This is a genomic window from Algoriphagus vanfongensis DSM 17529, from assembly GCF_000429465.1.
GTDB classification, from domain to species: domain Bacteria; phylum Bacteroidota; class Bacteroidia; order Cytophagales; family Cyclobacteriaceae; genus Algoriphagus; species Algoriphagus vanfongensis.
The window spans coordinates 129,725-144,830 of the sequence record NZ_AUBX01000016.1 but is presented as its reverse complement, the minus strand read 5'-3'; the positions used below and the strand labels follow the sequence as shown (position 1 = coordinate 144,830).

The window sequence follows — 15,106 nt, the reverse complement described above, 5'->3', positions numbered from 1 at the left end:
AAAATTGAACTTAGTCCTTATTGCATTTACCTTTTTTCCGCTTTAGGTTTTTGGACAGGAAAAACGACTCAATGAAGCATTTGAAAGAGCGGAAGACGAAGGTTTTTCGGGAGTTGTACTTGTGGCAGATCAAGGAGAAATTCTTTTTGGAAAGGCCATTGGACAGCGAAGCTTTGAGGAAAACATCCCTCTGGAAGTGGGAGATATTTTCGAAATGGCCTCTGTTTCCAAGCAGTTCACTGCCATGATGATTATGATTTCTAAGGAGAAGGGCCTTTTGAATTTTGACGACTCAGTTTCCCACTTTCTGGAGATCCCATACAAAGGAATTACGATCAGGCATCTTCTGACCCATACTTCTGGTCTTCCGGATTATCAGGCGATCATGGATGAGCATTGGGATAAAAGCAAGGCGGCTGGCAATCCTGACATTTTGGAATATCTCACTAAATATGCTCCTCCGAAGGTTTTTGAGCCAGGTGAAAAATATGAATACAGCAATACAGGATATGTTTTGCTGGCGAGTATCGTAGAAAAAGCGACGGGAAGAGACTTTGTGGAGCTTTCCAAGGAATGGATTTTTGATCCCTTGGGAATGAGAAATACCGCCATCCGCACATTGGATGAAAAAGCGAAAGTCCCAAATTTCGCTGCAGGACATCTCAAAGATGAAAACGGAAACTATGTCAATGCCAATAAATTTAGATCTTCTGATTATACCCTTTGGCTGGGAAATAGAAAAGGCCCGGGAAGAGTGAGTTCCAATGCACAGGACCTATTGATATGGGATCAGGCACTCTACAGTGATCGCTTGGTGTCTAAAAAAACTTTGGAAGAAGCTTTTGCTCCTTTCAAACTCAATGATGGAACAAGAAGCTATTACGGTTTTGGTTGGGAAATAGAACCCAAAAGCCCCTATGGAAAAATGGTCATGCACACCGGAGACAATCCCGGGTACAAGACCATTATTGTTCGTTTTATCGAAGAAAATAAAACCATCATCATCCTAAACAACAATTATCACCCAGACATGATGAGGCTCGTAGAAGCAGCGACTTTGTCACTCGGAAAATGGTGATCAGTCTCCCAGCGCTTCCAGCTGCCAACGCTCAATCTGAGAAGGAGTATGTTCTTTTTTCATAATCTCCTCGATTTGAGCCACGATTTCGGGATTTGATTCGGCCACATCATTTTGCTCTTGAGGATCGACAGACAGATCGTAAAGTTCCGTTTTGATTTCACCCTTTTTCAGGTGCTGGCGAACAGCTTTCCATTTACCCATGCGCACAGCCTGCTGGCCGTCATACTCTGGGAATTCCCAATACAAAAACTCATGCGCTTCTTGCTCTTTGCCCAAAATAGCCGAAAGAAAGCTTTTCCCATCTGTTTTTGGAGGTTCCACACCGATCAGTTCGCAGATAGTAGGCAGGATGTCATAGAATGCTGAAATATGATCTGAGCTAGTTCCTGCATCTACTTTCCCCGGCCAATTGACAATCATCGGCACACGAATGCCGCCTTCATAGACAAAGCCCTTGGTACGACCGTAGCCATTGGTGAAAGGCTGCGAACTGTCAAAATAATCGAAATCAGCTCCTCCAGTGTAAGTAGGACCATTGTCGCTGGTCACAATGATGACTGTGTTTTCCGAAAGCCCAAGCTCTTCCAGTTTGGCTCTCACTTCTCCGATTTGCTGATCTAGCAGATTGATCATAGCCGCATAAGTCGCTTTGGGATAGCGATTAGGGAAATAGCCCTGATTGCCAATGTAAGGATCTTCTTCGCCTACGATTTCTCTATATTCAGACACATTTTCGATAGGAGCCTGCAAGGGCACATGTGGCAAAGGAGAAGCATAATAAAGGAAAAAAGGCTCGTCCTTATTTTCCTCGATAAATGCCAAAGCCTTGTCATGCATCAAAGTCGGGGCGTAGTCCTCCTGCTGATATTTGGCATAAGAGGCTGGATCAGTTGGATCAGCTCCCTCATCCAATTTGGTATTGGGAACTACCACTGGATTATTGAGCGGAATCTTAGTTTCATTTTCCCAAAGATGCGGCGGATACAGATTGTGAGCCTGACGCTGGCAATTGTAGCCATAGAAGTAGTCAAAACCCATCTTGGTCGGAATACTTTCGGTCAAAGGTGCCCCTAGGCCCCACTTACCGACAATCCCGGTTTTGTATCCATTTCTCTGTAGGATCTTGGCCATAGTCTCGGTATCCGAAGGCAAAGGTCTTTGCCCTTCCAGATTTGGATCTGCTGCTGCTTTGGCATAGTCCCAGACTTCTCCTCTTTCTCTCCACTCATCATTGCCACGTACATAAGCATGGCCAGAATGCAATCCAGTCAATAGCATACATCTTGCAGGAGCACATACTGGTGCTGCTGAATAGTGATTGGTGAAGACTTTGCCACTAGCAGCCAAAGCATCCATGGCTGGAGTTTGGATGATTTTTTGACCGTTAAATCCCACCTCTCCATATCCGAGGTCATCTGCCAGAATAAGAACAATGTTAGGTTTTGGAGCTTCTTTTTCTGCGGGGCTACAGGAAAAATACAATGCCACCAAGGAGAGGTACAGGAGTTTTTTCATATTAGGTCTTTTGGCCAAAAATAGTCTTTTGAATGTATTTAACGGAATCTTTCAATCTTTTTTCCCGAGATCCAGATATTTTATACCAAGGAAATCCACTTTCCCGAGCTAGGTTTTGGTACCAATTCAAGAAAAATCGTCGCATTTCAAGCTCCGGATATTCTCGCTGAGGATCAGGAGCCCAAGGCAAATCAGTATCTGTCAATAGAATCAAATCGTAGGTTCTTTTTTTCATTTCTTCCAAAACCCAAGGATCGACTTTTTCAAATCTATACTCCGACCAAACCTGAATCACCCGCAGATCGGTGTCACAAATAAGTAGCTTCTCGGCTTTTTGGGAGAGTTCGTCTTCCAGTTGCATCTGGCCTTTGCCGATCTTGACCAAATCATCATAGCCATAGGGTCTCCCCAGTTTCTCTAAGTATTCACGCGCAAATTCAGGGGCCCAAGGCTCTCCAAAGTAATCACTTAAGTCAGCCGCAAGTGTGCTTTTGCCGGTAGATTCTGGTCCGAGAATGAGTATTTTGCTAATTTGCTTCATAGAGCTTTGGCAGATTTGATCCAGGCCAGCAAACCGAGTATTGCCAAAACGGTAAACACTACGTATTGAAAGGAAGTCAGGATCAGCCCCTTGTAAAAATACAGAGGAATGGAAACAAAGTCAGTTAGCAGCCAGAAATACCAGTTTTCCACTTTCTTTTTAGCCATCAGCCACATTCCGACGAATGCCGAAGAAGTCGTAAATGAATCCCAATAGGGCACATCCGAATCTGTGAAATTGGATAAAACTGTGGAAAGGACGAGATAAGAGCCTGCAAACAATAAAAGAGAAGTAACCCACCCTTTGGAACTCAGCCAAGTAGTAGGGAGAATCGATTCATTTTCCGTGGGATGTGTCCAGGCATACCATCCAAAAATCGACATGCTGAAATAATAAGCATTGATGCCCATGTCTGCATAGAGCTTGTATTCAAAGCATATCCAGACATAAATCAAGGTCGAAACTATCCCTGTCGGATAGACCCAGATATGCTCCTTCATGGAATAAAATACTGAGGCAATTCCCAAAAAAGCAGCAATCGCCTCCAGCCAAGTCATGGCGGCTATCCCTTCTCTGATTCCGTCCAAAAGGAAGTTGATATCCATGATGCGAAGAAAGGGATAAATGTTGGAAAGTTCGAAAGTTTAAAGTTGGAAGGTTCTACTACTGCAAGGTGTATTTAGAAGAATGGAGAAAAGAGAATGGAGATTTTCAAATCACATAAAGTTCCGTCATTGAGTCTTTGTTCTTGGATCTAGCTTCTTGATTCTAATGCCTCCAAACTTTGTACTTGGTACATTGTACTTTGTATAACAGAGCGACATTTCCCGACAAGCTTCAAACTTTACAAGGACTTCTAGGGTTAGATTCTTAACTTTGCCAGCTATGACTTTGAGCACTTTATCTGCAAAAACAGACCTCGACTCTCTCGATCCCAAAAATTATATCATCATCAAAAATGCACGGGTCAACAACCTGAAAAACCTCAGTGTTGCTATCCCACGGAATCATTTTGTGGTGGTGACGGGACTTTCAGGTTCTGGAAAATCTTCTCTTGCTTTTGATACACTTTTTGCCGAAGGCCAAAGAATGTATGTGGAAAGCCTGAGCTCTTATGCCCGTCAGTTCCTGGGTAGAATGGAAAAACCAGAGGTCGAATACATCAAAGGTGTAGCTCCGGCCATCGCGATCCAGCAACAGGTCAACACCAAAAATCCGCGATCCACGGTAGGGACTACTACAGAGATCTACGATTATTTGAAGTTGCTTTTTGCTCGGGTTGGAAAAACCATCTCTCCCATTTCAGGCAAAGAAGTCAAGCATCACACGGTTTCGGATATTGTGGATTACATTCTGTCATTTGAGGAGGGCTCCAAAGTCATGATTTCATGCCCACTTCAAGTAGCCCGAGGCAGAAAAATCAATCAGGAATTGGAGTTGCTTTTGCAAAAAGGATATACGCGGATCCTGATCGATGGAGATGCTTATTTTGTAGAAGAACTTTTAGAAGAAAAAAAGATCCCGAAAGGTAATTACGAGGTCTTGATTGATAGAGCTTCGGTCAGAAAAGACGACGAAGACAATCAATTCCGGATCGCAGACTCTGTACAGACGGCACTTTTCGAAGGACATGGAGATTGCAAAATCACCATCCCTGGTCAGGAAACGAAAGAGTTTTCGGATCGATTTGAGTTGGACGGAATGACCTTCGAGCTTCCATCTGTCAACTTTTTCTCTTTCAACAATCCTTACGGAGCTTGTAAGCGATGTGAGGGCTTTGGAAATGTACTGGGAATCGATCCAGATTTGGTCATCCCAAATAAAGAGCTTTCTGTATATGAAGGAGCTATCGCTCCTTGGCGAGGCGAATCTTCCAAGTCATGGGTGGAGCCTTTGTTGAAAAAAGGAATCGAATTTGATTTCCCAATTCATCGTGCCTACGAAGATTTGACTGAAAAACAGCAGGAGTTGATCTGGACTGGAAATAAGTATTTCAAAGGATTGAATGACTTTTTCAAAGATCTGGAAACTAAAACTCACAAAATCCAATATCGAGTGATGCTTTCCCGTTTCCGGGGGAGAACCACCTGCCCAGAATGCCGAGGCACTCGATTGAGAAAAGATGCTTCCTATGTCAAAATCAATGGAAAATCCATCACGGATTTGGTACTGATGCCGATTGACGAAGCCTTGGTCTTTTTCTCCAAACTCAATTTGGAAGTGCATGAGGCCAAAGTAGCTAATAGACTTTTGAAAGAAATCACGAGCCGACTGGAATTCATGGATCAGGTTGGTTTGGGTTATTTGACTTTGAACCGACTGACTTCAACCCTGTCTGGCGGAGAGTATCAACGAATCAAATTGGCGACAAACTTAGGCTCTGCCTTGGTGGGCTCCATGTACATTTTGGATGAACCAAGTATTGGTTTGCACCCACGAGATACCGATCGATTGGTTGGTGTTTTGAAAACCCTAAAAGAACTCGGAAATACCGTCATCGTGGTGGAGCATGAAGAAAAAGTCATGCGTTCTGCTGATCAGATTATCGATATCGGTCCTGATGCCGGAATTCACGGCGGTGAATTGCTTTTCCAAGGAAGCATAGAAGATCTCATCACTTCCGGCCAAACGCACACAGCTAAATACCTGCGAGGGGAAGAGCATATTTTCCAGAAAAATGGAAACCGAAAGTGGAAGGATAGCATCACCATTAAAGGTGCCAGAGAAAACAACCTCAAGAACTTGACGGTCCAATTCCCGCTTAATACTCTGACTGTCATCACGGGAGTTTCAGGATCAGGCAAGTCCACTTTGATCAAGAAGATTCTCTATCCTGCATTGGGCAAAATGCTCGGTACCGTCATCGACGAAAGCGGGAAATATGACAAAATCGAAGGGGACTACAAGCAGATCACCCAAGTGGAGTTTGTGGATCAAAATCCTATCGGAAAATCATCCCGATCCAATCCGGTGACTTATGTGAAGGCTTATGATGCCATCCGAACCTTGTTTTCTGAGCAGCCTCTTTCCAAACAGCGAGGCTACAAACCGGCATTTTTCTCTTTCAACGTAGATGGCGGGAGATGCGAAGCATGCGCTGGAGAAGGGACGACGACAGTGGAAATGCAGTTTATGGCAGATATTCACCTGACCTGCGAGTCTTGTAAAGGAAAGCGATTCAAAAATGAAATCTTGGATGTCAAATACAAGGACAAGGACATTTCAGATGTCTTGGCGATGAGCATTGATGAGGCAATGAAGTTTTTCCAGGGAAAAAATCAGATCATCAATCGCCTGGCTCCGCTCCAAGAAGTCGGCCTAGGATATATCGGCATGGGACAAAGCTCCAACACTTTGTCTGGCGGTGAAGCTCAACGAGTGAAACTCGCTTCCTTTTTAGGAAAAGGAGGAACCAAGTCTAGCGATCAAGTTCTCTTTATTTTCGATGAACCGACCACCGGCCTTCACTTCCATGATATCAGCAAGCTCCTTCACAGTATCAATGCTTTGATTGATCAAGGACACTCCGTCATCATCATCGAGCACAATACCGAGGTGATCAAGTCCGCTGATTGGGTGATTGACTTGGGACCGGAAGGTGGAAATAAAGGTGGCCATTTGACTTTTGCCGGAACCCCAGAGGATTTGGCCAAAGAGGAAGATAATTTTACAGGAATGTATTTGAGGGAGAGTTTTTAGCGTACCATTACCATGAAAATCGTAAATCAGATTTACGATTTTCATGGTAAATAATTAATCCTACAGAGTGAAATAGTTTAAAATCAACCAAGCCCTCTTGCATAGAAAGGGACACTGATCTATATTCGCATCCGTCTCAGTTTTGAGGCAAAATGGGATCTTAGCTCAGTTGGTTTAGAGCGCTGCCTTGACAGGGCAGAGGTCATGGGTTCGAATCCCCTAGATCCCACTACTTTCAAGGTCATGAAGTCACTCATGACAGTTATTGCCCACCTCGATATCACTCTTTTTCAGGCCAAGGTTTAGCGTTGATTTTTATTACACCTCTCGAGCTTGGAAAGGATCGCTTTCAAATTCAGTGCGTCGATTCTCCCTTAGATAAAGTCAACAAAGTCGGGTTGACTACCAGCATCACCCAGCCCCAGTTATTGGTGTTTTCATAGGCTCCTCCTTTGATGGCTGCCATACTTTCAGTAGCAAATAACTGCGAATAACCAGCATTGAGCTTCACTACTGGACTGATTGCCCAACTATAAACCAGATCCACTTCGCTACCTAGGTTTTTATCCATACCATTGGCCAATGAAGCTTGCGCAGAAAAATGATGAAAATGGGCTCCCAAACTGGATTTTTCACTTGCTTTTACCTGCACTTTGCCATAGATATCATTGAGCCCTACGGAATTGGCATGATTTCCTACATAGAAATAATCCATCAATCCATTAAACTTGTGATTGGTACCATACAGGGGAAAAAACGAATTGTTTTGCTCAGATCCAGACTGATCCGTGCCACTGAGAGATTCAAACCCCACTGTAAATGCAGCCTTCCCCAAGCGATAAGTAGCTTCTCCCATCCACTGCAATGCGGACAAGTCAGTTGTAGCGTTGGCTTTTCCGGACTGGTAGTAGACAGAGCCCGTCAACTGAATCGGAGACACGGGAAATGAAAAATAGGCACCGGTGGTCTGACGGTAATACACCCCATCGGGAGTAGGCTCCGTCTCTCCGGTATATTTCTGAAAGCCATTATTCATAAAAAGAAAACTAAACGTAGACTTCTCCCACTTTTTCGTCACATGTGCCAACTGCATGACTTTGTATGAATACATGCCAGTAATTGTATAATCAGATCCCAGATTGGATTGATTTTCCTGATTGAATGCAAATGCGAGATCTAAGTCCAGACCTTCTTTAGAATACTGAATCATCGCAGCATCATGAAATCTTCCCTGCATCGTCCAGTCTACCTCACCCAAAATACGCTGGTCGTCATAGGAAATCGCCTGCCTGCCCACTTTCACAAACCAATGATCACTCAACCCATAGCGCAACCAAGCCTGAAAAAGAGAAAATGAATGATTGTCATCAGAAATAGCCAATTGCCGGGTATCTCCCCATGTGCTCACATCTTGCATGCTGAAATAAACCGAAAGCCGGTCCATCCCAAAATCCATGTTGAGCCGAGATCTCTGCGTGACAAAAGCAGCTGGTTTGGCATTATCTGGGAATGGAGCCCCAAAGCCATGTCTATATTCAAAGCGAGGCCTGATATCTGCACTCAAAGTAAAATCCTGAGCTGAAAGTGCATTGAATACACCAAGAGCAAAAAGCAAAAGAAGAGCTATTCGTTTCATAGTCAATAGGTTTTGAAGAAATTAAATATAAGTATAATTACTTATATTTAATACTTACAAATACTTATTTTCATAAGTATTTAACCTATTGCCTCAAAACGATAAATGTTCCATCAAATCAGTCCATTTCTCTCGTCCATGTTTCGGCTCGGAGCTCATTTTTGGGAGCTTCGCAAAGAGAACAAGTATAGTCATCCGGCAAATCAATGAACGAAGTGCCTTCCTTAATACCCTGAGCCGGATCCCCCAGCTCAGGATCATAGACTGTCATACAATGCGGGCATTGCCATATTTCAACGGAAGCCTTTTCCCGGACTGACATCGGCTTTTCAGGCTTTTCTCTCACTTTTCCGAGTTGCTCGAAATACAACTTACTCAACTCAATCAGTAAGTTAGGTAGCTCGGATTGATCCACATCCTGAACATGTACGATATATTCCTGCGTATTTGGGTCAAAATTTTTGGCGTAAAGCAAGTTGTAAGTATTGCGGAAATTGAGCTTTTCAAGCTCGGGTGCCAGCGCGTTTTTTTCCACGACGATAGAGGTGAAATAATAGGCCTTTTTCGCATAGTCCGTGATCCCAAAAGTCAGCCCATAAGTACTGATATCCCTTTTGTCAAAATTGGAAACCAAATACTCCTTAAGTTCTAAAGCGGAGCGATTGTTGACCGGCAAGTGCCAATTGAGCTCCAGCATGGAATGTCGCACATTGATGCCATAGGTTCCTAGCAGTCTTTCCCACTCCAACTTATGCTTTTCGGGAATACCTTTGATGATGATGGATTTCCATGGAGTAATGGAAATCTTACCTATCCTACAATCTGCGCAGAGGTCGCACAGCACTTTTAGAAAATCAATGTAGTAGCGGTTGTTTCGCCAATAGAGCCCCAGCCAATAGCTATCTGGCCCGACTCGATTGATCCCTTCGTAATAGGGAAATGGATAAAATGGCACTTCCAAAGTCCGGTCTACAGTCCTATTATGAGTAGGTGCAGCCTCATTGGCGAGCTCAAAGAGCATAGCCACATCCTCTGGCTCCTCGATCAGTAGGCCTTCGATGGCTTGTGTGATTTTTGCCAAGTCCCAGCTATAAATCAGCGCTGGGTACATGACTGTTTTAGACCAATCCGGCAATCTCACATAGAGATACCAGTAGTCCTCGTGCTCCGAGGCGATAAAATTGAGATGACCGGTAAACAAAGGAACCAAGCGTTGCTTTGGATCCGTTACATTGATTTTTAAGCGGGAATCCTGCTGAAACTGCTCCAAAATATAGAGATACCGGTCTCCTGTCAACCAAGGCGTATTCGAAAATATATCTGCGGAGACATACGAGGAAACAATATTCTCACTTCCCTCTTGATCTGGAGACACGACATGAAACTTATCATCTGACTGGAGCGGCAGGTCATTGCCTTCGTTGATAAATAATATATCCTGACGGGAACCAAGAGAAATAGTCGTCAGGCCAGCTTGCTCGGCTTTCTCTAAAATATGCTTCAATTCAGCTGGGGACAAGACTCCCCCTCGCACAATGACTCTGGAAAATGACTTTTTCATACAGGCACTTTGGCTAAATTCAACAATTCCCGCACTTCAGTTTTGCAACTTCCACATCCTAGCCCCGCCCCGGTCTGCTTGCAGAGTTCTGTAAAATCACTACATCCCCCTGCTATCGCTTCAGCGATGTTTCCTTCTCCCACGCGACTACAGCTACAGACAAGTTTTCCTTTGACTGGCCGTGTTTCAGATGACCCCATCAGCAGAGATTTTCTTTTTTCAGAAAGCTCAATTCTGTTTTCGATCAGAGATTTGAATTCGGCAAACTCATTCTTATCACCCATCAAGATCGCACCGATCAGAAGATCATCTTTCACAATACATTTCTTGTAATACCTCCTGCTGATGTCGGTAAATACTATTTCTTCATAGCTGTCATCATTAGGCGGTACTGTAATATCTCCAATGCTACATAGCTCCAGGTCCTTGAATTTGAGAATATTCATCAAAACCGAGCCATGGTAGGAACTACTCACATCTCCAGCGATATAGTTTGCCAAAATAGAAGCTTGCTCTTCTGCCGCAGAAGTGATCCCAAACAATTGATTCTCAAACTCTGCTATCTCGCCAATCGCGAAGATATTTGGATAATTGGACTGAAGATGCTGGTTCACTTTGACTCCACGACCACAGTGGACTCCATTATCCCTCGCGATTTTGATATTAGGCTGAGTCCCGATAGCATAGACGATGGCATTTGCCTGAATGATCTTTCCACTTCTCAGCGTGATATTGAGTGTCTTGGTACGCTCATCATCAAAGACTGTACTGACCTCATTGTCAAAATAAATGTGAATGCCCCTTTCCTGTACATCCAGAGAAAGTAGATTGCTGGAAATGACATCTAGCTGCCGCTCCATCAAGCGAGAGGCCCGCTGGACGATGGTAGTTTTGACCTGCGTATGCTGCAAAGCTGCGGCTAATTCCAAACCCAGTAAGCCCCCTCCGACGATCACCACATGCTGATCCTCTGAAGGAAGATTTGTAGCTTGAAGATAGTCCTTGAAGCGATCTGCATCAGACCTATTGCGCATCGTAAATCGGCCTGGCAAGTCCAGCTGTGCTTCTCTAGGTACAAAGGCTCTACTTCCCGTTGCCAAAATCAATTTATCATATGGGTGCTCTATTCCATCACTATCTGTGACCAGCTGCCTTTGTGGATCGATCATTTCTACCGAAAGCCCCGTTTTCAAGGTGATTTTCAATTTTTGAAGTTCTTTTTCCTTGATTTTCTGGAGTTGCTCCCATGTGAGCTCTTCGGTCACATATTCTGGTAGCAAAACGCGGTTGTAAAAAGGATCTACCTCTTTGGAAAAAACCTCAATACTGTCCCGATCATTATGTTCCCGGTAATTTTGGATAAATCGGAATGCTGCTGCCCCCGCTCCGATGACAACTATTTTTTCTACAGGCTTCTGATACTTCTTGACTGAAACAGTGGTGTATTTGAAATCAGGTTCTTTGGACTGTGGGTCGATGCGATCAGAGGTCAAATTATTAGCTCGGTTGAGATCGCTCTGTAGCTGTTTGCCCCAGTGCATCGGAACAAAGACGACTCCTTCCTTGAGATTTTTGGTGATTTTGGCACGCAGTCTCACCACTCCATAGTTGCTCTTGACCTCGACCACATCGCCTTCTTTGATTTTGTCTATGTAGGCATCAATCGTACTCAACTCCAATACGGGCTGTGAATAGTGCGTTTTTAACCTCGACACTTTTCCCGTTTTAGTCATCGTGTGCCATTGATCTCTGACTCTTCCCGTCGTCAAAATCATGGGAAACTCTGGGCTTGGCTTTTCAAAATTTGGCTCGACTGAAGCGGGCAAATTGAAAATCGCTTTCCCATTGGGGGTATGAAATTTTTGATCCGTAAACAGTCGAGAGGTCCCAGGGTGGCGATACTCCGGCACTGGCCATTGGAATGTCCCTTCGGATTTTAATCGATCATAGTTGAGGTAGGAAATGTCAATGGAACTCCCCTTGGTCATGGCCACATATTCCTCATAGATTTCCGCAGCATTGGCAAAATTGAATCCTCGAAAGCCCATTCTTTTGGCAAAATCACAAAGGATTTCTACATCCGCCCGAGCTTCACCAGGTGGCTCTATGCCTTTATTCAAATAGGAAATCCTACGTTCCGAATTGGTCATAGTTCCTTCTTTTTCGAGCCATCCAGCCGCGGGCAATACCAAATCCGCAAAATCCACCGTATCTGATCGATGAGAAATATCCTGTACGATGACGAATTTGGCGTTTTTAAGTGCTTGTTCTACTTTTCTTAGATTGGGGAGACTTACCAAAGGATTTGTACAAATGATCCAGATGGCTTTTAACTTACCAGATCCTAATGCGTCAAACATCTCAGTAGCTGAGAGCCCAGGAGTGGGCGAAATCTGATCCACACCCCAAAAACTGGCAACTTCTTGGCGATGATCCGGGTTGGATAGCTCCTTGTGCACGGCTAGGAGACTTGCCATACCACCGACTTCCCTGCCTCCCATGGCATTGGGCTGACCTGTCAGAGAAAAGGGACCGTTGCCAGGCTTACCTACCCGACCGGTCAACAGAGACAGATTCAAAAGAGCAAAATTCTTGTCAGTACCCACAGCACTCTGATTGAGCCCCATGGCCCACATACTGATAAAACCACTGGATTTTCCGATCAAATCTGCCGTATGTTTGATATCCTCTATGGATACTCCGCACAATTTGGATGCTTGAGTAAAACTCACAGACATCACTTGCTTGCGATATGCGAGGTAACCTTCGGTATTTTTCTCAATAAAATTCCGATCGATTTGCCCGTTTTCTATCAAGCGTCTTCCTATTGCATTGAAAAGCACGATATCCGTTCCCGGAGTGATTTGTAGGTGCAAGTCTCCGAATGTAGCTGAGTCAGTTTTGCGGGGATCGACTACGATGATTTTGACATGAGGATTTTTTTCTTTGTGTTTCTCAAGCCTTCTAAACAAAATTGGATGACACCAAGCAGGATTGGCTCCAGCGATCAAAAAGACATCCGCCAATTCGATATCATCATAAGCAATGGGCACGGAATCCTCTCCAAAAGTTTTCTTATAGGCCACCACTGCCGAGCTCATACACAAGCGGGAGTTGGTATCAATATTATTCGTTCCCAAAAAACCCTTCACCAATTTATTGGCGATATAATATTCCTCAGTCAGGCACTGTCCAGACACATAAAAGCCCACTGAGTCCGGCCCATGATTTTGAATCATCGTCTTGAACACCGCCGCCGCTCTATCCAGCGCTTGATCCCACGACACCCTCTCCCTTGGATGCGACTTGCTCCATCTCATTTCTGGATAGAGAATACGGTCAGAAGTATCATTGACGACATAGTGCAGGTTCATCCCCTTACTACAGAGCATCCCTGCATTGACAGGATGATTCTGATCTCCTTCCACTTTTACTTTTTGATGTGAATCGATGCTGGCCTCAATGCCACATCCGACTCCACAGTAGGAGCAGGTTGTTTTTACTTTTTTGCTGAGCTTCACAGGCAAAGTTTTGGTTTGAATGCAGTCCTGTCAAATTAAATTAGCTCCACAAATGCAGGAATGATGATTTGTGGAGCTTGAATGGGTCTATTGCTGCTAGGGTCAATCGATAGGCACGAGCTTTGGCTGGAGTTTTTCTATCTCCAGTTGCGCTTCTTTTTCATCCTCCATACTGAATCTTATAGCCAATGTAACTCCCCCTACGAGGATAATCAAGAGCCCAATGACCAGAAATCCACTGGACACTGCCGACGAGGCGGCGGCAGATTGAGCGGCAGCCGCAGCCTCCGCACCCAAAGATTCAGAAGCAATCAAAGCAGAATTTTCGGCTACAGCGGACTTGGACTTGAGAAATAGGGCCGCCATAAATGCTCCAAAATTGCCACCAGCTCCCACTATGCCAGAGATAGATCCGATCGCTTTGCGATTAATAAAAGGAACAACAGAGAAAGTAGCTCCCTCGGCCATCTGGACAGTTAAGCTGAATGCTACCAAAAGCAAAATCCCAAACACCAAGCCTGTCGCCAGAGAAAACAAACTCAGCATAATCCCCTCTGCCACCAAAATGGCTGCTAAGAAATAAACCCGGCCTTTCAGTCCGTTTGTTTTCCCAAATTTATCCCCAAAAAAACCTCCCAGAGTCCGTGCAAAAATATTCATCAGGGCAAATGACAACACGATATTACCAGCAGTGATTCGCTCCAGCTGAAAGGTATTTTGAAGGTAATCATCCATCGTCCCATAGACTGTCAATTCAATCCCAAAACAGGCTGCATAAACGATAAACAACAACCAAACGCGGTAGTCTTTGATCGAATCCATGAAGCCAACCTTATCTTTTTTCTTAGAAACTTTGATTCCTTTAGCTGCCAACTCTTTCAAGTTTCCTTCCGGAGTATCTGTCGTAAAAAAGTAGTAAACCAGACCTGTCAAAAAACAAACTATCCCGGCGATCACCATAGCATAGCGCCACGCATCTCCCTCCGCTATCCCAAAACTGATCACAATAGCTGCCAATATCGGCATCCCTAATCTATTGGCTCCTCCACCTAAATTCCCCCATCCTGCAGATGTGGCATTGGCTGTCCCTACTACATTAGAGGCAAACATCAACGAGGTATGCACCTGCGTTATCACAAAACTTGCCCCAATAAATCCTGTCAGCAATCTACAAACATAAAACTGAAAGGGTGTCTGAACAAGTCCACTCAAGATCACCGGAATCGACCCCAAGGTCAGTAGCCAAGTGTAGCAGATTCTAGGACCATAGCGATCGCAAAGCTTGCCGATCAACAACCGAGCAAACACAGTACCCGCCACTGCTAAGACGGTAGCGTTCCACTTCTGAGAAGGACTAAGTCCCAAATCTCTAACTACGTCTGGCATAAAAGGGACAATCCCAAACCAGGCGAAGAAACAGATAAAGAATGCGAATGAAGTAATCCAAAAGGTCCGGATAGGCACACTTTTGATGTCTTTTAGATTGAGACGGGTTGCTTTGTTAGTGAGTGTTGCTTCCATAATACTTACGATTAATTATTTTAAAAGTAAG

Annotated in this window: 8 protein-coding genes, 1 tRNA gene and 1 pseudogene; 3 read left to right on the top strand and 7 right to left on the bottom strand. The window is 44.3% G+C overall.

Features of this window, described 5'->3' with window-relative positions:
• Positions 1 to 106: 106 nt before the first annotated feature.
• Positions 107 to 1,078 (top strand): annotated as a pseudogene (locus G460_RS21985) (serine hydrolase domain-containing protein); the annotation flags it as partial.
• On the opposite strand, the gene G460_RS0116000 reads toward G460_RS21985, so the two are convergent.
• From G460_RS0116000 to pnuC, 3 genes are read right to left on the bottom strand one after another with little or no spacing between them, the layout of a single operon-like run.
• The gene (locus G460_RS0116000) at positions 1,079 to 2,596 is read right to left on the bottom strand and encodes an arylsulfatase (protein ID WP_026956314.1); all 1,518 of its coding nucleotides are present in this window, start codon (positions 2,594 to 2,596) and stop codon (positions 1,079 to 1,081) included.
• A 1-nt stretch (position 2,597) separates the two neighbouring features.
• On the bottom strand, positions 2,598 to 3,137 hold the full coding sequence (locus G460_RS0115995; RefSeq protein WP_026956313.1) for an AAA family ATPase: 540 nt from the start codon (positions 3,135 to 3,137) through the stop codon (positions 2,598 to 2,600).
• A complete protein-coding gene (pnuC, locus tag G460_RS0115990; RefSeq protein WP_026956312.1) occupies positions 3,134 to 3,742 on the bottom strand; it encodes a nicotinamide riboside transporter PnuC in 609 nt (202 codons plus the stop codon). Before pnuC ends, G460_RS0115995 begins: the two co-directional genes overlap by 4 nt.
• Positions 3,743 to 4,022: 280 nt before the next feature.
• Between pnuC and uvrA the strand changes: the two genes are divergently transcribed.
• On the top strand, positions 4,023 to 6,836 hold the full coding sequence (uvrA, locus tag G460_RS0115985) for an excinuclease ABC subunit UvrA (RefSeq protein ID WP_026956311.1): 2,814 nt from the start codon (positions 4,023 to 4,025) through the stop codon (positions 6,834 to 6,836).
• Between the two features lie 154 nt (positions 6,837 to 6,990).
• Positions 6,991 to 7,065 (top strand) — tRNA-Val (locus G460_RS0115980).
• A 126-nt stretch (positions 7,066 to 7,191) separates the two neighbouring features.
• Here G460_RS0115980 and G460_RS0115975 read toward each other — a convergent pair.
• From G460_RS0115975 to G460_RS0115960, 4 genes are all read right to left on the bottom strand, one after another.
• Positions 7,192 to 8,472, bottom strand: a complete 1,281-nt coding sequence (locus G460_RS0115975) for an alginate export family protein (protein ID WP_026956310.1) — start codon at positions 8,470 to 8,472, stop codon at positions 7,192 to 7,194.
• Between the two features lie 118 nt (positions 8,473 to 8,590).
• The gene (locus G460_RS0115970) at positions 8,591 to 10,033 is read right to left on the bottom strand and encodes a rubredoxin (protein WP_026956309.1); all 1,443 of its coding nucleotides are present in this window, start codon (positions 10,031 to 10,033) and stop codon (positions 8,591 to 8,593) included.
• Positions 10,030 to 13,554, bottom strand: coding sequence for a nitrate reductase (locus G460_RS0115965; protein ID WP_035464585.1), 3,525 nt, complete (start codon positions 13,552 to 13,554; stop codon positions 10,030 to 10,032). Before G460_RS0115965 ends, G460_RS0115970 begins: the two co-directional genes overlap by 4 nt.
• A 102-nt stretch (positions 13,555 to 13,656) precedes the next feature.
• Complete coding sequence (locus G460_RS0115960) at positions 13,657 to 15,075, bottom strand: MFS transporter (protein WP_026956307.1); 1,419 nt, start codon at positions 15,073 to 15,075, stop codon at positions 13,657 to 13,659.
• Positions 15,076 to 15,106: the final 31 nt, after the last annotated feature.

Excerpts from the sequence above, each read along its gene's own strand:
- G460_RS0116000 (WP_026956314.1), bottom strand. The coding sequence starts at position 2,596 with ATGAAAAAACTCCTGTACCTCTCCTTGGTGGCATTGTATTTTTCCTGT.
- G460_RS0115995 (WP_026956313.1), bottom strand. The coding sequence starts at position 3,137 with ATGAAGCAAATTAGCAAAATACTCATTCTCGGACCAGAATCTACCGGC.
- G460_RS0115970 (WP_026956309.1), bottom strand. The coding sequence starts at position 10,033 with ATGAAAAAGTCATTTTCCAGAGTCATTGTGCGAGGGGGAGTCTTGTCC.
- pnuC (WP_026956312.1), bottom strand. The coding sequence starts at position 3,742 with ATGGATATCAACTTCCTTTTGGACGGAATCAGAGAAGGGATAGCCGCC.
- G460_RS0115975 (WP_026956310.1), bottom strand. The coding sequence starts at position 8,472 with ATGAAACGAATAGCTCTTCTTTTGCTTTTTGCTCTTGGTGTATTCAAT.
- G460_RS0115960 (WP_026956307.1), bottom strand. The coding sequence starts at position 15,075 with ATGGAAGCAACACTCACTAACAAAGCAACCCGTCTCAATCTAAAAGAC.
- uvrA (WP_026956311.1), top strand. The coding sequence starts at position 4,023 with ATGACTTTGAGCACTTTATCTGCAAAAACAGACCTCGACTCTCTCGAT.